The sequence below is a fragment of the Chelativorans intermedius genome, from assembly GCF_025398255.1.
GTDB classification, from domain to species: domain Bacteria; phylum Pseudomonadota; class Alphaproteobacteria; order Rhizobiales; family Rhizobiaceae; genus Chelativorans; species Chelativorans intermedius.
The window spans coordinates 142,984-165,000 of record NZ_JAODNW010000005.1 but is presented as its reverse complement, the minus strand read 5'-3'; the positions used below and the strand labels follow the sequence as shown (position 1 = coordinate 165,000).

Genomic DNA, 22,017 nt, shown 5'->3' with positions numbered 1-22,017 from the left:
TTCTTCCCCCCCAAAGGCCGCGCGCCGCCCCCTGTGGAAGGCCATATTGGAGCCCAATTCGCGCCCTAGGGCTTCATGCAGCGGATGCGCGGCGCGCATTTTTCAGGAAGCAGTCCTCAGGTCATCCATCTGGCGCCCGCATCATTTGGCCGGCCACTCTTGGAGCGGTGCTGAACATTGACTTGGTCTGCTGCGGCGGGCATGAAATCCGGCACCGCCCGGGGTCCGGGGGGCGGCCCGGACAGGACAACGGAGAGGGAGCGATCTTGGAAGAGGCAAGCGGGAGACCTGCCCCCGACGACCAGCCGCCGCTGATCGCGGATGGGCGAAGCGGCCCGCCTGACCGGCGCGAGATTTCCGCTCGCTGGCTTGCAGGCACCTTCCTGACGGGACTGACCTCGACCGTGTTGATGGGCGTTGCCCTTTCCGCCGCACTCGACGGACGCGAGCAGCTTGCCACGCCGCCCGAGATCGCGCTTCTGGACGATATGGCCGGAGAAGAGGGCGAGGCGGCCAAGACCGCGCGGCTTATCCCTGCGCGCCTGCTGGCCAAACCGAGCGACCGGCGGGTGATGGAGGTCTCCACGGTGATCGAGGAGGGAGACCACGAGGTGGTGCGCACCCTCCCCTTTGTCCATGTCCGCATGGCGCTTGCCGCTGCCCGCCCAGCGAACCGCGACTATCCGCCCTTCGACCCGCTCTCCGTCTTTGCCGAGGATGGCGCCGCCCATGCCGCGCGCACCGGCTTCATCTATGGCGCCAAGGTGGAAAGCGAGGTCAGTCTGCGCAGCCGGCCCTTCCCCCTGCAGACGGCCTCTTTCGACGAGACCGGCGACCTGACCACGGAAGAAGTGGAGCAGGTGGTGCGCAACACCAGCGCCATCCTGACGGAGGGGGACGTCCAGGTCGCTGCACTCCACTATGTCGATCCGCAGCGATTCGGCGAGACGCCGGCCACGCAGGCACTTGCGGGCTTCGGCGTGCGCATTGTGCAGGAGAACGTGTCCATCGCACCGCGCACCCTGCCCGACGGCCCGTCGATCGGCTTTGCCGAAGACGTCATCCCCTTCGTGAAGAGCAAGCCCATCGTGGACGCCTTCCGCGAGGCCGGCTATGACGGCGCGGATGCGGACGGCATGGCAGAGGCCATCGCCAGGCTTCTGAACACCGAAGCGCTGAAGGCCGGCACGCTGCTGCGCGTCGGCATCCAGGCCGAGGGCGAAACCAGCCACATCGTGCGCACCAGCGTCTATGACGGCAAGCGCCATCTCGTCACCATCGCGGTGGACGACCGGGGGCAGTTCGTGCCCGCCGAGGAGCCCGATCCGGGGCCGGAGTTTCTGGCCCTGCTGGATGACGAGACGCCGGCCTCGGTGACCCGCGCCGACCTGCCGCGCGTCTATGATGGCATCTACAACGCAGCCTATTCCTACGGGCTCACCGAGCCAATGACGAAGCGCCTGATTCGCCTTCTGGCTGCCGATGTCGACTATCAGTCCCGCCTTTCGCCAAGCGACCGGATCGAGGTCTTCTTCTCGCACCCCAATGAGGACGGCAGCGCTTCCGACCGCTCCGAGATCCTCTACGTCTCGGCCAGCTTCGGTGGCAAGACGCGGACCTATTACCGTTTCCGGCTTCCCGACGGCACGGTCGACTATTTCGACGGGGAGGGGCGCAGCGCGCGGCCCTTCCTGTTGCGCAATCCCGTGCCCAACGGCCGCTTCACCTCCGGCTTCGGCATGCGGCGGCATCCGATCCTCGGCTATTCGCGCATGCACACCGGCGTCGACTGGGCCGCGCCGCGCGGCACGCCGATCATTGCCTCCGGCGACGGGGTGGTGGAAAAGGCGGGCTGGGCGAGCGGCTATGGCCGCCAGACCATCATCCGCCACGCCAATGGCTATGAGTCTTCCTACAATCACCAGAGCGCCATCGCCAAGGACGTGGTGCCCGGCGCCCGCGTGCGCCAGGGCCAGGTGATCGGCTATGTGGGTTCCAGCGGCCAGTCGACGGGCAATCACCTGCACTATGAGCTGATCGTCAACGGCCGCAAGGTCGATCCGATGCGCGTGCGCCTGCCGGACAGCCACGTGCTCAAGGGAGAGGCGCTCGCCGCCTTCACCCGCGAGCGCGAACGCATCGACGATCTGCTGCGCGACTCCTTCACCAGGCCGCAGCCGGTGCTGGCCAGGGCCTCCGAATAGACCCCGCGCGCTACTCGACGAACGCCACGGGCACGCCGGGCTTCACGCGCCTTGCCAGTTCCTCGGCATCCCAATTGGTCAGCCGAACGCAGCCATGGCTGAAGGTCTTGCCGATCTTCGCGGGCTCGGGCGTGCCGTGAATGCCGTAAGTCGGCCTGGAGAGCGCGATCCACACGCTGCCCACGGGCCCGTTCGGCCCGGGCGGAATGGTCAGCACCCGGTCGTTGTCGCCCTGCTTGAAGTTCTTCTGCGGATTGTAGGTGTATTCCGGGTTCAAGGCGACGCGCTCCACCGTGTGCGTGCCGCTGGGAGAGGGCGTGTCTTGCGAGCCGATGGTGGCGGGATAGGCCGCCAGAAGCCGCCCCTTCTCGTCATAGGCGCGAACCTGCTTGCGCCCCTTGTCGGCGACAATGCGCGCCACCTGAGAAGAGGCGGGCTTGCCGGGATTGGCCACCTTGATGATGGTGCCCGGCCGGTCGAAATTGACCCCGGGATTGAGCGCCAGAAGATACTTCTCGTCCATGTGGAAGCGTTCGGCCAGCATCTCGCTGACGCGCGTGTAGCCCAGCCGCTCGAGGCGCGCCTTCTCGCCATAGTCCTCCGGCACCGCGGCAATGTAGGGCCCGGCCGCGTCCTCCGCGGTGATCGTGTACTCGATGAAGGCCGGCCCGCCCGTGCGCTCGAGCTCCGCCTCGATCCATTCCTTGTCGTAGGTCCTCAGCCGCTGGCCGGTGATCTCGTAATAGGCGTCGATCGCCTTGTTGACATTGTCGCCCATGCGCCCGTCGATGACACCCGGCGAAGCCCCCGCGCGGTCGAGCAGCACCTGATATCTGGCGACCTCCTCGCTGGCGCCGCGCGCGCCGGGCACGGTGATCTCGATCTCCTGATCCCAGCCGGGCCGCGCCCGCTCGCCGCGCGCCGCCGCCCCATCGCCGGCGGGCGGCGTGGCGGCCACCGCCTCGCCCTGCCCCGGCGGCGGGGCGAGCGGCTGCCTGCCGATGCCGGGCTCGTAATACTCGGGCTGCGGGGCGGCACGATCGCCGTAGAAATCGTACTCTTCCGGGGGTGGCTGGCGATAACCGCCAGAGCCGGGATCGGCATAGGGGTCGTCCTCGCGCCAGCGGCCGGCCCGCGCGCCCCCATCCCGGGCGGGGTCGACACCCCGGCGAATCGCTTCCTCGCGGTCGCGGTGGAAGCGCTCCACATCCCTGGGATCGGTGAAATCATACTGATAGCGGCCGAGCTCGCGTGCGCGCATTTCGCGGCGCTGCTGCTGAGGAGGAAGCGGCGGCCGCGGCATCACCGGCTGGCGGATCTCCACAACCCGCCCGGTGCGCGGATCGACCACGATCTCGCGCCCATACTGGTCGATATAGACATCGAAGTCGTAATCATAAGCCTGGGCAAGCTGGACGCCGGCCGGGGATGCCGGTAACGCCTGCTCCTCCATGGCGGGTGCCGCCATCCCGTGCGGCGCCAACACCAGACCGAACAGCAACGCCAGAAAATACTCGCTCCTCAAGACGTCCGCTCTCCCAAGCTGCCATGGAACACCGGCGCGAATCGCACCTGCCGCAATTCTATCCTGCCGTGTAGAACATGAACCGGACATGAAAATGGCCGTCCGAACCCTCGCGAATCGCTTCGGCGGGAGCATGAGTTGGCGGGGAGGAAGATCCTGCGCGCCTTCATTCTATCCCTGCGCGGGGGCGGGATGGGGCTTGAGCGCCGATCCGCCGCATATGCTCTCGGCACGAATCAGCGTCCGACGAGGCCGAGCTCCCTTTGCACCTTCTTCGGCAGGCCCGATGCCACGAGCCGATGGCTTTCGGCGATATAGTCCTTGAGCGCGGCGTCATCCATGGTCTGCGCCGTCCGGCGCTGGATCCACGTCATGCCTCGGGAGGCCAGATAGGGCGCGGGGCGAAGGCCCGGCTGTTCCTTGAGGATGTCATAGGCCGCGTCGGAACACTTGAAGGTGACGGCAAGCGCCTCGCCATCGCTCCAGCCGGCGATGGCGAAGACCTTGCCGCCCACCTTCCAGACATGGGCTCCGCCCCATTGCACCACATGGGTGGCATGGGGAAGGGAGGCGCAGAAGGCGTTGTAATCCTCAAGCCGCATACCGCGCCTGCCCCGCTTTCACGCGGCCTTTTCGGCTTCCTCGCCGCCGCCCTTGCCCGACCGGAAGATCAGCCGGTCGGAACCGGCGGTAACCTTGACGACCGAGCCGTCGAAGATTTCTCCCATCAGGATCTTCTCGGCCAGCGGATCCTGCAGCTCCTTCTGCATGACCCGCTTCAGGGGGCGTGCGCCATAGGCGGGGTCGTAGCCGCGGGCGGCCAGCCAGTCGATGGCTTCCTGGTCAAGCTCCAGCGTGATCTTGCGGTCGGCCAGAAGCCGCTCCAGACGCTTCAGCTGAATGCCCACGATGTCGCCCATGTCCTGCCGGCGCAGGCGGTGGAACAGGATGATCTCGTCCACGCGGTTGAGGAATTCCGGCCGGAAGGAAGCCCGCACCACATCCATCACCTCACCGCGAACCTTGTCCACGTCCTCGCCCTCGGCAAGACCCACAAGATGCTCGGCACCCAGGTTCGACGTCATGATGATGAGCGTGTTGCGGAAGTCGACGGTGCGGCCCTGCCCGTCCGTCAGGCGGCCGTCGTCGAGGACCTGCAGGAGCACGTTGAAGACGTCGTGGTGCGCCTTCTCGATCTCGTCGAACAGGATCACCTGATAGGGCCGGCGGCGCACCGCCTCGGTGAGCACGCCACCTTCCTCATAGCCGACATAGCCGGGCGGCGCACCGATGAGCCGGGCCACGGAGTGCTTCTCCATGAACTCCGACATGTCGATGCGCACCATGGCCTGCTCGTCGTCGAACAGGAAGGCGGCCAGCGCCTTGGTCAGCTCCGTCTTGCCGACGCCCGTGGGCCCCAGGAACATGAAGGAGCCGATGGGGCGGTTTGGATCCTGCAGGCCGGCGCGGGCACGCCGCACCGCCTTGGAGACGGCCTGCACCGCCTCCCCCTGGCCGACGACCCGCTTTGCAAGCTCGTCCTCCATGCGCAGCAGCTTCTCGCGCTCGCCCTCCAGCATCTTGTCCACCGGAATGCCGGTCCAGCGCGACACGATCTGCGCCACGTGGTCCGGCGTCACGGTCTCTTCCACCATGCTGCGGGCGCCCTCGGTGCTCGACTCGGCTTCCTTGAGCTTCTTCTCCAGGTCGGGGATGACGCCATAGGCAAGCTCGCCGGCACGCTGGAACTCGCCCTTGCGCTGGGCGATGGCAAGCTCGTTGCGCGCCTCGTCGAGCTGGCGCTTCAGGTCGGCGGCCAGCCCCAGCTTGTCCTTCTCCGCCTTCCAAGCATTGGTGAGCCGGGCCGACTCCTCCTCAAGCCCCGCCAGCTCCTTCTCCAGCTTCTCCAGCCGGTCCTTCGAGGCGTCGTCCTTCTCCACCCGCAGCGCTTCGCGCTCGATCTTGAGCTGCATGATGCGCCGGTCGATCTCGTCCAGCGCCTCCGGCTTGGAATCGACCTGCATCCTGAGCCGAGATGCCGCCTCGTCCACCAGGTCGATGGCCTTGTCGGGCAGGAAACGGTCGGTGATGTAGCGATTGGACAGGCTGGCGGCGGCAACGAGCGCCGAATCGGAGACCCGCACCTTGTGGTGCTGTTCGTATTTCTCCTTCAGTCCCCGCAGGATGGAGACCGTGTCCTCCACCGTCGGTTCCTGCACGAAGACGGGCTGGAAACGGCGGGCCAGCGCGGCATCCTTCTCCACGTGCTTGCGGTATTCATCGAGCGTCGTCGCACCCACGCAGTGCAGCTCGCCACGCGCCAGCGCGGGCTTCAGCAGGTTGGAGGCATCCATGGCGCCGTCCGCCTTGCCGGCCCCCACCAGCGTGTGCATCTCGTCGATGAACAGGATGATGCCGCCCGAAGCCGCCTGGATTTCCGAGAGCACGGCCTTCAGCCGCTCCTCGAACTCGCCGCGATACTTCGCGCCGGCAATCAGGGCGCCCATGTCAAGCGCCATAAGCTGCTTGTCCTTCAGCGATTCGGGCACGTCGCCATTGACGATGCGAAGCGCCAGGCCCTCGGCAATGGCCGTCTTGCCCACACCCGGTTCGCCGATCAGAACGGGATTGTTCTTGGTGCGCCTGGAGAGCACCTGGATGGTGCGGCGAATCTCGTCGTCGCGGCCGATCACGGGATCGAGCTTGCCGGCCCGCGCCTCCGCCGTCAGGTCGCGCGCATATTTCTTGAGCGCGTCATAGCCCGATTCGGCACTCGCCGAATCGGCGGTGCGGCCCTTGCGCAAATCGTTGATGACCCGGTTGAGCGCCGTCGGCGTAACGCCGGCCTTGGCGAGGATGTCGGCCGTCTTCGCGGATTTCTCGATGGCCAGGGCCGTCAGCAGCCGCTCGACGGTGACGAAGCTGTCGCCGGCTTTCCTGGCCGCCTCCTCCGCCGTCGCGAACACCTTGGCGAGCGGTTGCGCCAGATAGAGCTGGCCGCTGCCGCCCTCCACCCGCGGCATGGCCTCGAGCGCCGCGTCGACCGCCAGCCTCACGTCGCCCGCGCGCCCGCCGGCCCGCTCGATAAGGGAGGCAGCCAGGCCCTCCTCGTCATCCACCAGCACCTTGAGGATGTGCTCGGGCGTGAACTGCTGATGATTTCTGGAAAGGGCCAGGGTCTGGGCCGACTGGATGAATCCCCGCACCCGCTCGGAATATTTCTCTATGTTCATGTCTCGCGTCTCCATTTCCTCGACCGACCCGCGCAGGCAGCATCGGCCAGGCTCATGTGACGGACCCCCATACCGGCTGCCGGACGATCCCGACGCCGGCCCTTCGGCAGGTCCAACCGATGGAGATATGGGGTGAGGGAGAGAACGGCACAAGATGAACCCTGCAGCCGCCGCAAACACATTGCGGCGGGCACTGCCCGCCGCTCATCATCATGCCGTGGAAATCGGGCTCAGCCCTGGGCCGCAGCCTGCTCGGAAGGCTGGCCCTCGCCGGCTTCCACCGTGTCGGAGGCCGCCTTCTTGCGGGTGCGCCGCACGCGCTTCACAGGCTTCGGCGCCTCCTGCTCTTCGGCGGTGGCAGCCTCGCCGGCCGGCGATGCGGCTTCCCCTTCCGCCTCGGCAGAGGCGGTCCTGCCCCTTCTTCTGGCGGGCCTTTCGGCGGTCTCGGCGGCCTCGCCGGCAGGGGCGGCGGCATCCGCCGGGGCATGGCCATTGGCCTTGCCGTTGGCCTTCACGCCATTGGCGCGGTTGCCTTCGGCCTCCATGGCAACCTCGGCGGGGATGCCGTCGATGACGGACTGCGGGCCGGAGCCATCCTCCACGCGCCGGGCCTGCCGGCCCTCCGAGCGCGGCGCCGCTTCCTGCTCGTCCTGGTCTTCGTCCGCTTCTTCCTGGCTGTCCTGGCTGTCGCGGAAGCTCTGCTGCGGCTGCATCTGCGCCTGGGCGGCGGCGATGATCCGGTTGTAGTGCTCGGCATGCTGCAGGTAGTTCTCGGCCATCACGCGGTCGCCGGCGCTCTGCGCGTCTCGCGCGAGGGTGGCATATTTGTCGGCGATCTGCTGCGCCGTGCCGCGGATCTTCACATCCGGGCCGTTGCTCTCATAGCTGCGGTTGAGCGGGTTCGGCCCCTTACGGTTGTTGCCGCGTCCGCGCATACGCCTGTTCTGCTGTTGTGGCCTCATTCCATTCTCTTCATTTGAGACAATCGTCGATTCGCGTGCCAATTGCCGAGACAACGGGCGCCAGGCCGGCTATCTCACAATTTCCCTTGGCTGTGTGCGCACCTCGGCGGGCGCGAAGGCCATCCTGGTTCGCTTCCTGATCACTTGCCCGATGATCCCCGCACGAAGCGCATGCGTTGGTAACGCAAAGGGGCAGTCTGTCCGCGGGAACCGAATCGAAAACGGCGCTGCCTGCTTCGTCTCATCCGGCAGGCGGAAACTAGCGGCATTCCCACCCATTGCCAAGTCTTTTTTCCAAAGTCTTCATGCGTTGCCCTGCGGGCGGAACATCATCGCCCTGTCGCGTCCGCCCAGATCGCGCGCGGCAACCACCAGGCGCCACCCGCAAGCGGAGAACACGGCCTCCACGGCGGCCTTCTGGTCGTGGCCCGTTTCCACCGCCACAGCGCCCTCCGCCGCCAGGTGGCGGCGGGCGCCCTGAGCCATCGCCCTGTAGAAGTCGAGCCCGTCGGCGCCGCCATCGAGCGCCCGGCGCGGGTCGTGCTCGCGCACCTCGCGCGACAGCGTGTCGAGATCGGCCGTGGGTATGTAGGGCGGGTTGGACACGATGAGGTCGAACCGGCCTTCCACGTCCCGCAGCCACTCGGACCACAGCGCCCGAAAGCGTGCGCCATACCCGTTCATATCGGCATTGGCGCGTGCCGTCGCAAGGGCATCCTCGCAAATATCCACGCCGACGGCCTCGGCCTGCGGCACCGCGCTCAGCAGCGCCAGCGCGATGGCGCCGCTGCCCGTGCCCAGATCGAGGATGCGGCAGCGCCCCGTGCGCGCCACGGTGCGGCGGGCGTGCGGCAGCACCAGATCCACCAGCGTCTCGGTATCCGGGCGCGGCTCCAGCGTGCCGGGGGAGAGCGTCAGCCGCAGGCCGTAGAACTCGCGATAACCCAGGATGCGGTGGACGGGCACGCCGTCGCGCCGGCGCCGGAGCGCCTCCATGAGCGCATCGGCGGCAGCCGCCGCCACCGGCCGCTCGGGCGCGGCGATGGCCTCGACCCGCGTGGTCGCCGTGAAATGCTCGACGAGAAGCTGCGCTTCGAGCGCTGCCTCCGCGATGCCCGCCTCGGCCAGGAGCCGGCGCGCATCCTGCAGCAGCGCGCCGAGCGTGGCAGGCGAAGCCTCAGCCATCCGACCCCATCTCGGCCAGCAGCTTCGACTGGTGGTCGGCGATCAGCGCGTCGATCACCTCGTCGAGCTCGCCCTCCATCACCCGATCGAGCTTGTAGAGGGTGAGGTTGATGCGGTGGTCGGTCACCCGGCCCTGCGGGAAGTTGTAGGTGCGGATGCGCTCCGAGCGGTCGCCGGTGCCCACCTGCAGCCGCCGCGCCGCCGAGCGCTCGTCGGCGGCCTTCATGCGCTGGGCGTCGAACAGCCGCGCGCGCAGGATCTGCATGGCGCGCGCCCGGTTCTGGTGCTGCGACTTCTCCGCCTGCACGACCACGATGCCGGTGGGAATGTGGGTGACGCGCACGGCCGAATCGGTGGTGTTGACGTGCTGGCCGCCGGCGCCCGAGGCGCGCATGGTGTCGATGCGCACGTCCTCGGGCCGGATTTCGACGTCGATCTCCTCGGCCTCCGGCAGCACGGCCACGGTGGCCGCCGAGGTGTGGATGCGCCCCTGCGCCTCCGTCACCGGCACGCGCTGCACGCGGTGGACGCCCGACTCGAACTTCAGCCGCGCGAACACGCCGCGCCCGGAGACCGCGGCGATGATCTCCTTGTAACCGCCGGCCTCGCCCTCGCTGGCGGACATCACCTCCACGCGCCATCCCTTCTCCGCCGCGTAGCGCTCGTACATGCGGAAGAGATCGCCGGCGAAAAGCGCCGCCTCGTCGCCGCCCGTGCCGGCGCGGATCTCCAGGATCACGTTCTTATCGTCGGCGGCGTCCTTGGGCATCATGAGAAGCCTGAGCTTCTGGCGCAGCTCCTCCAGCCGCGCCAGCACCTCCTCGCGGTCGGCCTGTGCCAGTTCGCGCATCTCGCGCTCGGTCGTGCGGTCGGCGATCATGGCGTCGAGATCGGCAAGCTCGCCTTCCGCCTTTCTCAGCGCGCGGATGCTGTCGGCAAGCTCCTGCAGATCGGCATATTCGGAGGCGAGCCTGACATATTCCTCCGGCGACGGCCCGGCCGCCATCTGCGCCTCGAGAAGCTCGAAACGCTTCAGAACCTGGTCCATCCGGTCGCGCGGCAGCTCTGTCATCGCTCACATCTTGCAGTCAGAGGGGAATGTCGTGCTCGCGGGCGAAGGCCGAGAGCTCGGCGCGGATATCGGTCCTTGCGCCGTGATTGGCAAGCATTTCCTCCATGCGCTCGGCAAGCCGGCCAAGCGGCAGCTCGCGCACCATCGCCTTCACCGGGCCGATGGAGGCGGGCGCCATGGAGATGGAGCGGTAGCCGATGCCGAGCAGCGCCATGGCCGAGATGGGCCGCCCCGCCAGCTCCCCGCACAGCGTCACCGGCGTGTGGGCCGCCTGCCCGGCCCGCACGATCTGGCGCAACAGCCGCAGGAACGGCACGCCGAGCGGGTCGAAACGCTCGGCGATGCGGGTGTTGCCGCGGTCGGTGGCGGTGACGAACTGGAACAGGTCGTTGGAGCCCACGGAGACGAAGTCCACCGCCTTCATCAGCTCCTCGAGCTGCCACAGAAGAGACGGCACCTCGATCATCGCGCCGAGCTTCAGGCTCGTCGGCAGCAGATAGGCGAAGCGCGAGAGATGGCGCACCTCCCGGTCGATAATGGCGCGCGCCTGGCGGATCTCGTCCACCTCCGTCACCATGGGCAGCATGAGCTTCAGCTCGCGCCCGCCGGCGGCCTTGAGCAGCGCCCGGATCTGCGTGCGCAAAAGCCCCGGCCTGTCGAGCGTAAGCCGGATGGCGCGCCAGCCGAGCGCGGGGTTTTCCTCGTGCTGGGCACCCTTGAAATAGGGCAGCACCTTGTCGCCGCCGATGTCGATGGTGCGGAAGGTGACGGGCTTGTCGCCCGCCGCATCCAGCACCTCGCGGTAGAGCCGTTCCTGCGCCTCCACCCGTGGAAAGGTGAACGCCACCATGAACTGCAGCTCGGTACGGAAAAGGCCGATGCCGTCGGCCCCCGACTGGGCAAGCTGCGGCAGGTCGACGGCAAGCCCGGCATTCATCAGCAGCTCGATCGGCACACCGTCCCGCGTCTGCGCCGGCTTGTCGCGCAGCGTGCGGTAGAGCTGTTGGCGGCGGGCACGGAAGCGCACCTTCTCGGCATAGGCTGCCTCGATGTCGGCCTGCGGACGCAGATGCACCTGGCCGTCCTCGCCGTCGACGATGATGGCGTCGCCGTTTTCCGACATGGACACCGCGCCCTTGACCTGGCCGACCGTCGGCACGCCCAGGGCGCGCGCTACGATGACGATGTGGCTGGTGGGCGTCCCATCCTCCAGAACGAGCCCGCGCAGCCGCTCGCGCGGATAATCGAGAAGCTCCGCCGCGCCCATGGAGCGGGCCACGAGAATGGCATCCTTCGGCACGATCTCGGCCAGCGCATCCGGCCCGCGCCCCATGAGCTGGCGCAGCAGGCGGTTGGCGAGATCGTCGAAATCGCTCATGCGCTCGCGCAGATACGGATCGGTCATGTGCAGCATGCGCGCGCGCATGTCGCTTTGCACCTTTTCCACCGCCGCTTCCGCCGTCAGGCCGTTGCGCACCGCCTCCTCCAGCCGGCGCACCCAGCCACGGTCGTTGGCGAACATGCGATAGGCTTCGAGCACCGCCCGGTGCTCGCCCTCGAAGGCCACGTCGCGCCGCGACAGCATGTCGTCGATGGACAGCCGGAGCGAGGAAAGCGCCGTCTCCAGCCGCTCCATCTCCCGGTCGCTGTCCTCGTTGAACAGGTTGGTGACGACGATTCGCGGCTCGTGCAGCACCACGTGGCCAAGCCCAACGCCGTCGTTGAAGGAAAGCCCCTTGAGGCTGACCGAGCGGCTGAGGTCGAGCTCGATCCCGGGCCGCGTCAGCCGCGCCAGATCCCCCGTGGCGATCATCTCCGCGATCACCATGGCCACGGTCTCCAGCGCCTCCTCCTCGTCCTCGCGATAGTGGCGCTGCGTGCGGTTCTGCACCACCAGCACGCCGAGCGTGCGCCCGGCCCGCAGCACAGGAACGCCGAGGAAGGAGTGATATACCTCCTCCCCCGTTTCCGGCAGATAGGCGAAAGCGGGATGCTTCTGCGCATCGGAAAGGTTGAGCGTACGCGCGCTGGCGGCGATGGTGCCCACCAGACCCTGGCCGAGGCGAAGCTGCGCCATGTGCACCGCCTTGGGGTTCAGGCCCTCGGTGGCATAGAGTTCGAGAACCGAATCGGCGCGCAGGATATAGAGGGAGCAGACCTCCGCCACCATGTTCTGGGCAATTTCGCGCACGATACGGTCGAGCCGCTCCTGCGGCTCCATCGGCTCCGCCATCAGTTCGCGGAGACGCTTCAGCAATACGCGCGGACCTGCGGCAGTCTCTCGCATCGGACCTACTCCAAGACCCGCCCGGCCCCGCCAGGGGGCGGCGCCACGGGCATGGTTGAAGACTATTATAGTCCTATTGCTTATCGAGACCGTAGACGGAATGCAAAGTGCGCACGGCCAATTCTGCGTAGGGACCGTCGATCAGGATGGAAATCTTGATCTCGGAAGTGGTGATGGCACGGATGTTGATGCCCTTTTCGGCCAGGGCCTTGAAGGCGGTGGCGGCAACGCCCGCATGGCTGCGCATGCCGATGCCGATGACGGAAACCTTGACGAGGCCCGCCTCCGACTGGATGACGTCGAAGCCCACGCTGTCCTTCACCTTTTCCAGAACGCGCACCGCCTTTTCCAGGTCGCCGGTGGGCACGGTGAAGGTCATGTCCGTCTTCGAGCCGTCCTCCGACACGTTCTGGACGATCATGTCGACATTGATGTTGGCCTCCGCCAGCGGCCCGAAGATGCCGGCTGAGACCCCCGGCCGGTCGGCCACGCGGCGCAGCGAGATCTGCGCCTCGTCCTTGGCATAGGCGATGCCGGTGACGACTTGCTGTTCCACGATTTCATCCTCGTCGCAAATGAGCGTTCCGGGCGGGTTGTCGAAATCGCCCATGCCCGGCGCGTCCGGGTCCTCGAATGACGATCTTACAAAGGTTCTGACCTTGTGCACCATGGCCAGCTCCACCGAGCGCACCTGCAGCACCTTTGCGCCCTGCGAGGCAAGCTCCAGCATCTCCTCGAAGGAGATGCGCGAAAGCCGCCGCGCCTTCGGCTCGACGCGCGGATCGGTGGTATAGACGCCATCCACGTCGGTGTAGATGTCGCAGCGATCGGCCTTCAGCGCCGCAGCCACCGCCACGGCGCTGGTGTCGGAGCCGCCACGGCCCAGCGTGGCGATGCGGTTGTCGGGCGCAAGGCCCTGAAAGCCGGTGATGACCGCCACCTGGCCAAGCCCCATGCGGCGCACGATCTCGCTGCCGTCGATTTCGAGAATGCGGGCCGCGCCATGCGCATTGTCGGTGCGGATGGGAATCTGCCAGCCCTGCCAGGAGCGCGCATCGACACCGATGGACTGCAGCGCGATGGCCAGAAGCCCGCTCGTCACCTGCTCGCCGGAGGCGACGATGGTGTCGTATTCGCGCGCATCGAAGAACGGCGAGTCGGCACCCGACACCCTGGGCATCTCCTGTGCCCACTGCACCAGCTCGTTGGTCTTGCCGGCCATGGCCGAGACCACGACGGCCACCTCGTGCCCGGCATCCACCTCGCGTTTGACGTGGCGCGCCACATTGTGGATGCGGGCGATGTCGGCGACGGACGTTCCGCCGAATTTCATCACGATGCGCGCCATGGTGTTCGGAAATGCCCTTTTTTTGAGGCTCTCGATGCAATGAAACGGTGCGCCACGTCCTCTCCCGCAGCGCGCGGGCTTCCATAGCCAATAGATGCAGCGCCCGCAAGAAGGAAGGGAACGATGCGAACGCTGAAGCGACGGAAGGGGAAAGAAAATTGCCGTGAAACCGGCCAAGCGGCTGCGCCCGCGCCGGTTTCGCGGCCCTGAGCGGCATCGCCTGGCGATCGGCCGGCGCTGGCACCTTGACATTCCCATCCCGTCAAACGACTTGTTTCCTGCGCGAGAGGAGACCACGCCAATGCCAGAGGCCCGACGCACGACCATCGACGCCGGAGAAGTGGAGCGTTTCTCCGCGCTGGCCGCCGAATGGTGGGACCCGAAGGGGAAGTTCCGCACGCTGCACAAGTTCAATCCGGTGCGGCTGGCCTATATCCGCGACCATGTGGCAGCGCATTTCGGCCGCGATCCGCGCGCGCCCCATCCCTTCCAGGGCCTGCGCTTCCTGGACATCGGCTGCGGCGGCGGCCTTCTGTGCGAACCGATGGCACGGCTGGGCGCGGAGGTGGTGGGCGCGGATGCCTCGCAGAACAACATCGAGGTGGCCAGGCTGCACGCCGCGGCAGGCGGAGTGAAGGTGGACTATCGCGCCGAGACGGCGGAGGCGCTGGCCGAGCAGGGCGAACGGTTCGACGTCATCCTCAACATGGAGGTGGTGGAGCATGTGGCCGATGTGGAGTTCTTCATCGGCCGCTGTGCGGCGATGCTCAATCCCGGCGGGCTGATGTTCGTGGCCACCATCAATCGCACGCTGAAGGCGCTGGGCCTGGCCATCATCGGCGCCGAATACGTGCTGCGCTGGCTGCCGCGCGGCACCCATCAGTATGGCAAGCTGGTGCGCCCGGAGGAGCTGGAGCGCGCCCTTGCCGCAGCCGGCCTGACGGTGAAGGACCGCACCGGCGTCATCTACAACCCGCTGGCCGACCGCTGGCAGCGCTCGCGCGACATGGACGTGAACTACATGATGCTGGCCGAAAGGCCGGCCTCGCCGCCTTCCGGCTGAGGAAGGGCGGCGATGATGAACCGCTCGTGAGCGGGTTTTTCAGAACCGGTTCAGGCACGGCAGTGCAAGAAACCTCCTGTTTGAACCAGGAGGACAGACCCATGAACGCATACGCCACGAAAGCCGCATCCCTGTCGCTCGCCGCCGCGGCGGGGCTGCTTGCCCTTTCCTTCATGACCGGCGCCGCGCAGGCGGAGGACAAGTGCAAGGGGCAGAAATGGCCCGACTATTCGGACGACTGCATCAAGCAGATCGTCTCCGAGATCTGCAAGGCCGGCGGCGGCGGTTCGACCTGCGACGAGGAGCAGGCGCGCGGGCTGGTTGTCACCGGCAAGGTCCGCGCCGAGCCTATCCCCGCCACGCGCATCGAACAGCCGCGGCGCCTGCGCCAATAGAGGCGAAGGCAAACGGAAACCGGCGCCGCAGCGATGCCGCGGCGCCGGCTTTTTGCGTCAGTTCCTGTCCTCTGGAAAGACCGGAAGCGGCATGAACTCCACCCCGTCCTCGGCCAGTCCGCGAACCTCTTCGAGCGTCGCCTCGCCGTAGATGCCGCGCGCCTCCACCTCGCCGAAGTGGATCCTGCGTGCCTCCTCGGCAAACCTGTCGCCCACATATTCGGCGTTTTCGCGCACCTTTTCGGACAGCGCCTTGAGCTGGGCAAGCATCTTCTTCTGCTCCTCGCTCAGGCCGAGCGCCACCTTCGCCTTGTCGCGGCCGGTGGCGACGGCCGGTACCATCAGCGCCTTGTCCACCTCCAGCGAGCCGCAATGCGGGCAGGAGACGAGCTTTCTCGCCTTCTGCGTCTCGAAGTCCTCGCCGTTGCGGAACCAGGCATCGAAGGTGTGGTCCTTGTCGCATACGAGCCCGAAACGGATCATGACGCCGCTCCCTCATACACTCTCTCGGCAACCGCGAAATCCCGCGCGTTCCTGAGGTTGGGGATCTTCGCGCGCGCCGCCGCCGCCGCCTGCGGCTCGATGTCGGCCACCACCACCGCCGGCATGTCGTGGTTGGCCTCCGCGACGATGCGGCCCCACGGATCGACGATCAGCGAATGGCCATAGGTCTCGCGCCCGTCCTCATGGCGGCCGCCCTGGGCGGCAGCGATCAGCCAGGCGCCGTTTTCCACGGCGCGGGCGCGGGCAAGCACGTGCCAGTGCGCCTCGCCCGTCTGGCGGGTGAAGGCGGCAGGCACGGTGAGCACCTCCGCCCCGGCCAGCGCCTGGGCGCGAAAGAGCTGCGGAAAACGCAGGTCGTAGCAGATCGCCAGGCCGAGCCTGGCGAAGGGCAGGGCGGCCACCACCGTCTCCCCGCCGGGCGCATAGGTGGCCGACTCGCGCCAGCTCTCGCCCTGATCGAGATCGACGTCGAACATGTGGATCTTGTCGTAGGTGGCGACCAGGCTTCCGTCCGGGCCGAACAGGAAGGCGCGGTTGGCCACCTTGCCGTCGCCGCGCGCGATGGCGGTGGAGCCGACATGCACGAAGAGCGACAGTTCGCGCGCCAGCGCGGCGGCGCGGCGCACGAGCGGGTCCTCCCCCGCGGGGCGGATTCGCTCTTCCAGCATCGCGCGCTCGCGCACCAGAATGCCGGTCATCTCCGGGCTCTGTACATAGACGGCGCCCTCGCCGGCCGCTTCGCGCACCAGCGCCTCGAAGGCCCCCACATTCTCCTCGACCTCCATGCCCGAGCGCATCTGCAGCGCCGCCACGCGCACCGTGCTCATGCGCCGGCCCTCGCCACGCCCTTCTCGGCAAGCAGCGCGTCGAGCCTGCCTTCACGCTCCAGCGCGTGAAGCTCGTCCGAGCCGCCGACATGGACATCGCCGATGAAGATCTGCGGGAAGGTGGCGCGCCCGTTGGCGCGGCTTATCATCTCCTGGCGAAGCTGCGGGGAGAAACTGGCATCGTGCTCCGTGTAGCCGACGCCCTTTCTGTCCAGAAGCCGCTTGGCGGCAACGCAGTAGCCGCAGCCCAGTCGGGTATAGATGGTCACATCCGCCATGCCGTTGTCCGTCATTCCTTGCCCGCTGCTATATATGTCGCCCTTTCGGCGGACGCAAAGTCCTGCGCGAGGACGCGCGCGAAGGTGAGCACGTCGACCTGGCGCACGCGGGCCCGCCGCAGCGCGCGGGCGGCGGCCATGACGGTGGCGCCGGTGGTGTAGACGTCGTCAACGAGGATGACCCGCCGCCCTTCGAGCGGCGGGGCAAGGGTCGGCGGCACGGCGAAGGCGCCGCGCACATTGGCCGCGCGCTCGCGCACGCCGAGCCCCACCTGCTGGTGCGTGACGCGCGCGCGCACCAGCGCCTGCGGGCGGTATTCGAGGCCGGCCTCGCGGGCAAAGGCGCGGGCCAGCTCGGCCGACTGGTTGAAGCGGCGCAGGAAGAAGCGCCGCCGGTGCAGCGGCACCGGCACCACCACCGCATCCGGGCCGACGAGCTCGGCGCCGGCGCGCAGCATCCAGCGCGCCATCCAGGGGGCGAGGTCCGTGCGGTCGGAGAATTTCAGCGCCTGCACCATGCGCCGTGCCACCCCGTCATAGGCGACTGCCGCGCGCGCCCGCGCGAAGGGCGGCGGGTCGGCGATTGCCGCGGGCGAAACCGCCCCTTCGCCCATGTCGTGGGCAAAGGGCGTGCCCAGCACCGCGCACCAGGGCCGCTCCAGAAAGCGCACGCCCGCCCAGCACGCCGTGCAGAGCGTGCCGGGCGCCGACACCAGATCGCGGCAGCCGAGGCACACCGGCGGGAACAGAAGCCGCGCCGGCCACGCCAGCATCGCCGCCCCTGCCCGACCGAGAAGCCCCATGATCCCCCTTGCCTCGCACCGCTTGCCGCCACGATACAGCCGTACCGCGCCCGCGCAAGGCCACCCGCTATCCAGGCCCGCGCTTTTGTGCCATGCACGGGGTCGGCAAACAGACGGACGGACATGGAACCCATCTTCGACATCGCGCTCCTGAAGGCCCGCAAGCGCCGCGCCCTGGCCAGCGCCGGACGGGACGCATCCTTCCTCATGCAGCGGGCAGCCGACGAGCTGGCAGAGCGGCTGGCCACGGTGGAGCGGCGGTTCGCGTGTGCCGCCGCGCTCTTCTGCCTGACGGGCCATGCCGCCCGCGCGCTTGAGACGAGCGGCAAGGTGGACCGGGTGATGCGCGTCGAGGCCGACGAGCGGCTGCTCGCCGGCGCGCCGGAGGGCCTCGCGGCAGCGCCCGAGACGGTGCCGCTGGAGGCGGAAAGCCTGGACCTCGCCGTCTCCCTGCTCACCCTGCACGAGGTGAACGACCTTCCCGGCCTGCTGTTGCAGATCCGCCGCGCGCTGCGGCCGGACGGCCTTTTCCTGGCCGCCATGGCCGGAGCCGGCACGCTGGGCGAGCTGCGGCAGAGCCTGCTGCAGGCGGAGACCGAGATTGCCGGCGGTGCGGCGCCGCGCGTCAGCCCCTTTGCCGATGTGCGCGATGCCGGCGGCCTGCTGCAGCGCGCCGGCTTCGCCCTGCCGGTGGCGGATGTGGAGCCGCTGACCGTGCGCTACGCCACCATGTTCGACCTGATGCGCGACCTGCGCGCCATGGGCGCGACGAACGCGCTGGCCGAGCGCAGCCGGCGGCCGGCGACGCGCCGGCTCTTCCTGCGCGCGGCGGAAATCTATCAGGAGCGCTTTTCAGACCCGGACGGGCGCATCCGCGCCACTTTCAACATTCTCTGGCTTTCCGGCTGGGCGCCCCATGCCTCGCAGCAGAAGCCGCTCAAGCCCGGCAGCGCCGAGGTTTCGCTGAAAACCGTGCTTTCGCGCGGCGGCAGGGATTGAGGCCAGGCAGCAAAGCCGCAATGCCTGCGAAGCCGCCTTTCGCGCCTGCGGTGCGGCTTCAGTTCGTGGCCGCCGTCACATCCTCGGCCACGCGCTCGAAGGTCTGGCCGGCATAGCGGCCGAGCTCGGCAACACCAGCGATGATCGCAAGGACCAGGACCCCGGCGATCAGCGCATATTCGACGGCCGTGGAGCCCTTCTCGCTTCTCAGAAACCGCGTGAACATGCCGGCCTCGCTTTCCCTTTCGCGCCGACCCTGGCAGCGAGCCGTTAAGATTTCTTGACCGGCCGCCCTCAGCACGCGCCGCGCCGGCTGCCGTCGGGACGGATGATGCAGACGGCCCGGGGCGAGGTCTGCAGCACGCTGCGGCGCACGGTGTAAAGGCCCCGGTCCGTCTCCACCGTCCCTGTCGTCATGCGGTCGATGGCGGGACTGAAAAGAGCCGACCGGTGCGTGCGGCGCTCCAGGATGGAGGTGAAGATGAGCGACAGCGCGATGGCGGCGGAGCTGAACAGCAGCGCCACCCGAAGCGCTCCGCTGCCGACATGGCTGGCGCGCGCCCATTTCTCCCGGCCGTCACGCGGCCTCTCGCTCGCAGGCTCCATCATCCCCTCCGGCAGTGCCGGCCCTCTTCACGCGGCTTGGCCGCCCTTGAGAAAAATTCTCATCTTTCGCTAAAGGAAGAATTAACGCTTGGCCGCCCGCAGCGCCTTTCACAGAAGGTCGATGAGGAAGGGGATGAGGGGGGCATCGGCCGGCGGCATGGGATAGTCGCGCAGGCGCTGCGGACGCACCCATTTGAGCGCCTGGCTCTCGCGTGGCACCGGCACGCCCCAGAAGCGCCGGCACACGAAGAGCGGCATGAGAAGGTGGAAATCCTCATAGGCGTGGCTGGCAAAGGTGAGAGGCGCCAGGCAGGCCGTCTTCGTCTCCACCCCCAGCTCCTCGCCGAGTTCGCGCACCACCGTCTCCTCCGGCGTCTCGCCGGGCTCCACCTTCCCGCCGGGAAACTCCCACAGCCCGGCCATCGCCTTGCCCTGCGGGCGCTGCGCGATGAGCACGCGCCCGTCGGCATCCACCAGCGCGCAGGCCGCGACGATCAGAACAGGTCTTGCCGCCTTTTCCATTCCCTCATTCCCGTTCCGCAGGCTGGCGATAGTGGTATCCGTAGACCTCGCAAAAGCCCAGCGAGCGGTAGAGCCCGAGGGCGGGCGCATTGTCCGCCTCCACCTGCAGCCATGCCTGGCGCGCGCCCCGCGCATAGGCCCATTTGAGCGCCGAAAGCAGCATGCGCCGGCCAAATCCCTTGCCGCGCTGGGCCTGGGCGGTGGCCACCTCGAACAGCCCGGCAAGCTGGCCGTCATGCACGCAGATGGCGGTCGCCACCGGCGCGCCCTCATGCTCAAGAATGAACAGGCCGGCATTTGGCTTGATGGACTTGACGACCTCCGCAAAGCCGGGCCGCAGCGCCTCCTCGTAGCCGTGCACCTCGAAGGCGGCGGAGACGAAGCGGTTGAGGTCCTTGAGCGGGATTTGGTCCATCGCCCGGCCGGCATTCCCCTCGTCGAGCGGCAGACGCATGACCAGCGAGTGCCCCGCCGCCTGCCACCCCTTCTCGTCCAGATGGCGGGAGATGGCAGGAGCGCAGAGCGGCGAGATGCGGAAGGTGATCGGTCTTCCATAGGCAGCGAAGCGCTGCGCCACCCTTGCGATGCGCTCTTCCAGGTGGTGATCGTCGCCGGGATCGAGCGGATTGACCGAGTTGAGCCGCCGCGCCGGGTGGCCAGCCGTCAGGCGGATGGCCCAGGTGCCGTCATAATGCACCGAAGCAGCCGGCCAGGCGCGGAAACCCGCGCCCTCGAAGCGGCGGATGGTTGCCAGCTCTGCGCCTGCCTGCCGCCCCACCGCCGGTTTCAGCTCCTGTAGTCGCCGTTGATGGCGACGTATTCCTTGGTGAGGTCGCACGTCCACACCGTCGCCCTGCCGCGCCCGAGACCGAGATCGACACGAATGGCAATCTCTTCGCGCCGCATGTAGGCTGATGCCTGCTCCTCCGAATAATCGGGGTCGCGCTCGCCCTCATGCGCCACGCGGATGTCGCCGAACCAGATGGCCAGGCGGTCGCGCTCTGCCGGTTCGCCCGCCTTGCCGACGGCCATCACCACGCGGCCCCAATTGGCGTCCTCGCCGGCGATTGCCGTCTTGACCAGCGGCGAATTGGCGATAGCCAGGGCAATGCGCTTGGCCGAGCGCGACGACTTCGCGCCCGTCACCGTCACCTCCACCTGCTTGCGCGCGCCCTCGCCGTCGCGCACCACCTGCAGCGCGAGTTGCTTCAGCAGGCGGTTGAGCGCCCGCCGGAAGGGTACGAGCCGCGGGTCGCGGACATCGGTGATGCGCGGCGCGCCGCGCTGTGCCGCCTTGCCGGTGGCAAACAGCATCAAGGTGTCGCTGGTCGAGGTATCGCTGTCCACCGTGATCGCGTTGAAGGAAGGCTGCGTGCCGCGGGACAGAAGCGCCTGCAGCACCGGTGCGGCAATCGGCGCATCGGTGGCCACGAAGGAGAGCATGGTGGCCATGTCCGGCGCAATCATGCCGGCGCCCTTGGCGATGCCGTTGATGACCACCTCCGCCTCGCCCAGCCTTGCCGTGGCCGTGAGGTATTTCGGATAGGTGTCGGTCGTCATGATGGCGCGCGCCGCCTCCTCCCAGCCATGCGGCATGGCCCGGGCGACCATTCCGTCCAGCAGATGCGCGAATTTCCCCGCCTCCAGGGGTTCGCCGATGACCCCGGTGGAGGCCAGGAAAACCGTGCTCTCGCTGGCGCCCGCCGCGCGCGCGGCCGCCGCCGCCGTCATTGCCGTGGCCTCGCGCCCCTTGCGGCCGGTAAAGGCGTTGGCATTGCCGGAGTTGACCACCAGAATGCGCGCCCGCCCCCCGGGCAGGTTGGCGCGGCAGAACTCGACGGGCGCAGAAGGACAGCGCGAACGGGTGAAGACGCCGGAGACCTCCGTCCCCTCGTCGAACACCATGACCATCAGGTCCCTGCGGCCCCTGTATTTGATGCCCGCCTCGGCGGTGGCGATGCGCACGCCCTCCACATCCGGCATCCTGGGATAGCGTTTCGGCGCCAGCGGCGAGACGGCTTGGGACATGGGCGTTTCCGGAAGGCTGTGATGGAGTTGCGTGTTTCCCGTCTGCCTCAAGGGGCCCGCCGACGCAAGCGGCAAGCGGCTTTTTTGCCGTAAACTTTTTGCCAGGGAATCATGGCGGCCACACCATGCGCGGCACCGCCGGGAACGACCGGCCCCGACAGGATCGGGGCCGTTCT

The 22,017-nt window shown here is 68.0% G+C and carries 21 protein-coding genes; 4 read left to right on the top strand and 17 right to left on the bottom strand.

Going from position 1 to position 22,017, the window contains the following annotated elements:
- Positions 1-266 precede the first annotated feature (266 nt).
- Complete coding sequence (locus NYR58_RS06595; RefSeq protein WP_378074757.1) at positions 267-2,204, top strand: M23 family metallopeptidase; 1,938 nt, start codon at positions 267-269, stop codon at positions 2,202-2,204.
- A gap of 10 nt (positions 2,205-2,214) precedes the next feature.
- On the opposite strand, the gene NYR58_RS06590 is transcribed toward NYR58_RS06595, so the two are convergent.
- The 8 genes from NYR58_RS06590 to NYR58_RS06555 form a co-directional block, all read right to left on the bottom strand.
- The gene (locus tag NYR58_RS06590) at positions 2,215-3,672 is read right to left on the bottom strand and encodes a L,D-transpeptidase (protein ID WP_261519710.1); all 1,458 of its coding nucleotides are present in this window, start codon (positions 3,670-3,672) and stop codon (positions 2,215-2,217) included.
- 293 nt (positions 3,673-3,965) lie between these two features.
- Complete coding sequence (locus NYR58_RS06585) at positions 3,966-4,331, bottom strand: MmcQ/YjbR family DNA-binding protein (protein WP_261519687.1); 366 nt, start codon at positions 4,329-4,331, stop codon at positions 3,966-3,968.
- Between the two features lie 18 nt (positions 4,332-4,349).
- Entirely contained in the window at positions 4,350-6,962 is a 2,613-nt protein-coding gene (clpB, locus tag NYR58_RS06580) for an ATP-dependent chaperone ClpB (protein ID WP_261519686.1), read from the bottom strand.
- Positions 6,963-7,192: 230 nt separating this feature from the next.
- Positions 7,193-7,924, bottom strand: coding sequence for a DUF4167 domain-containing protein (locus tag NYR58_RS06575; protein ID WP_261519685.1), 732 nt, complete (start codon positions 7,922-7,924; stop codon positions 7,193-7,195).
- A gap of 303 nt (positions 7,925-8,227) precedes the next feature.
- The gene (prmC, locus tag NYR58_RS06570; RefSeq protein ID WP_261519684.1) at positions 8,228-9,109 is read right to left on the bottom strand and encodes a peptide chain release factor N(5)-glutamine methyltransferase; all 882 of its coding nucleotides are present in this window, start codon (positions 9,107-9,109) and stop codon (positions 8,228-8,230) included.
- The gene (prfA, locus tag NYR58_RS06565; RefSeq protein WP_261519683.1) at positions 9,102-10,181 is read right to left on the bottom strand and encodes a peptide chain release factor 1; all 1,080 of its coding nucleotides are present in this window, start codon (positions 10,179-10,181) and stop codon (positions 9,102-9,104) included. The genes prmC and prfA overlap by 8 nt, the downstream gene beginning before the upstream one ends.
- 16 nt (positions 10,182-10,197) lie before the next feature.
- A complete protein-coding gene (gene ptsP / locus NYR58_RS06560; protein WP_261519682.1) occupies positions 10,198-12,468 on the bottom strand; it encodes a phosphoenolpyruvate--protein phosphotransferase in 2,271 nt (756 codons plus the stop codon).
- Positions 12,469-12,541: 73 nt separating this feature from the next.
- Entirely contained in the window at positions 12,542-13,816 is a 1,275-nt protein-coding gene (locus tag NYR58_RS06555) for an aspartate kinase (RefSeq protein ID WP_261519681.1), read from the bottom strand.
- A 301-nt stretch (positions 13,817-14,117) separates the two neighbouring features.
- Here NYR58_RS06555 and ubiG point away from each other — a divergent pair, with 301 nt between their 5' ends.
- Positions 14,118-14,879 (top strand): bifunctional 2-polyprenyl-6-hydroxyphenol methylase/3-demethylubiquinol 3-O-methyltransferase UbiG, encoded by a 762-nt coding sequence (ubiG, locus tag NYR58_RS06550; protein ID WP_261519680.1) that lies wholly within the window; start codon positions 14,118-14,120, stop codon positions 14,877-14,879.
- A 101-nt stretch (positions 14,880-14,980) separates the two neighbouring features.
- Positions 14,981-15,274: a hypothetical protein gene (locus NYR58_RS06545; RefSeq protein WP_261519679.1), complete on the top strand. Its 294-nt coding sequence runs from the start codon at positions 14,981-14,983 to the stop codon at positions 15,272-15,274.
- Between the two features lie 57 nt (positions 15,275-15,331).
- Here NYR58_RS06545 and NYR58_RS06540 read toward each other — a convergent pair whose 3' ends face one another.
- From NYR58_RS06540 to NYR58_RS06525, 4 genes are read right to left on the bottom strand one after another with little or no spacing between them, the layout of a single operon-like run.
- A complete protein-coding gene (locus tag NYR58_RS06540; protein WP_261519678.1) occupies positions 15,332-15,757 on the bottom strand; it encodes a DUF1178 family protein in 426 nt (141 codons plus the stop codon).
- On the bottom strand, positions 15,754-16,605 hold the full coding sequence (locus tag NYR58_RS06535) for a carbon-nitrogen hydrolase family protein (protein ID WP_261519677.1): 852 nt from the start codon (positions 16,603-16,605) through the stop codon (positions 15,754-15,756). The genes NYR58_RS06540 and NYR58_RS06535 overlap by 4 nt, the downstream gene beginning before the upstream one ends.
- Positions 16,602-16,883 carry a glutaredoxin 3 gene (gene grxC / locus NYR58_RS06530; protein ID WP_261519709.1) on the bottom strand — a complete coding sequence of 94 codons (282 nt, stop codon included), beginning with the start codon at positions 16,881-16,883 and terminating at the stop codon, positions 16,602-16,604. The genes NYR58_RS06535 and grxC overlap by 4 nt, the downstream gene beginning before the upstream one ends.
- Before the next feature lie 11 nt (positions 16,884-16,894).
- Entirely contained in the window at positions 16,895-17,686 is a 792-nt protein-coding gene (locus NYR58_RS06525) for a ComF family protein (protein WP_261519676.1), read from the bottom strand.
- Between the two features lie 123 nt (positions 17,687-17,809).
- Between NYR58_RS06525 and NYR58_RS06520 the strand changes: the two genes are divergently transcribed.
- Positions 17,810-18,685 (top strand): methyltransferase domain-containing protein, encoded by an 876-nt coding sequence (locus tag NYR58_RS06520; RefSeq protein WP_261519675.1) that lies wholly within the window; start codon positions 17,810-17,812, stop codon positions 18,683-18,685.
- A 58-nt stretch (positions 18,686-18,743) separates the two neighbouring features.
- Here NYR58_RS06520 and NYR58_RS06515 read toward each other — a convergent pair whose 3' ends face one another.
- The 5 genes from NYR58_RS06515 to argJ all read right to left on the bottom strand — a co-directional run bounded on the left by NYR58_RS06515 (position 18,744) and on the right by argJ (position 21,841).
- Entirely contained in the window at positions 18,744-18,911 is a 168-nt protein-coding gene (locus tag NYR58_RS06515; protein WP_261519674.1) for a Flp family type IVb pilin, read from the bottom strand.
- Between the two features lie 68 nt (positions 18,912-18,979).
- Positions 18,980-19,291: a hypothetical protein gene (locus NYR58_RS06510; protein ID WP_261519673.1), complete on the bottom strand. Its 312-nt coding sequence runs from the start codon at positions 19,289-19,291 to the stop codon at positions 18,980-18,982.
- Between the two features lie 108 nt (positions 19,292-19,399).
- The gene (locus NYR58_RS06505; RefSeq protein ID WP_261519672.1) at positions 19,400-19,813 is read right to left on the bottom strand and encodes a (deoxy)nucleoside triphosphate pyrophosphohydrolase; all 414 of its coding nucleotides are present in this window, start codon (positions 19,811-19,813) and stop codon (positions 19,400-19,402) included.
- A gap of 4 nt (positions 19,814-19,817) precedes the next feature.
- Positions 19,818-20,591, bottom strand: a complete 774-nt coding sequence (locus NYR58_RS06500) for a GNAT family N-acetyltransferase (RefSeq protein WP_261519671.1) — start codon at positions 20,589-20,591, stop codon at positions 19,818-19,820.
- 8 nt (positions 20,592-20,599) lie between these two features.
- A complete protein-coding gene (gene argJ / locus NYR58_RS06495) occupies positions 20,600-21,841 on the bottom strand; it encodes a bifunctional glutamate N-acetyltransferase/amino-acid acetyltransferase ArgJ (RefSeq protein ID WP_261519670.1) in 1,242 nt (413 codons plus the stop codon).
- Positions 21,842-22,017 lie beyond the last annotated feature (176 nt).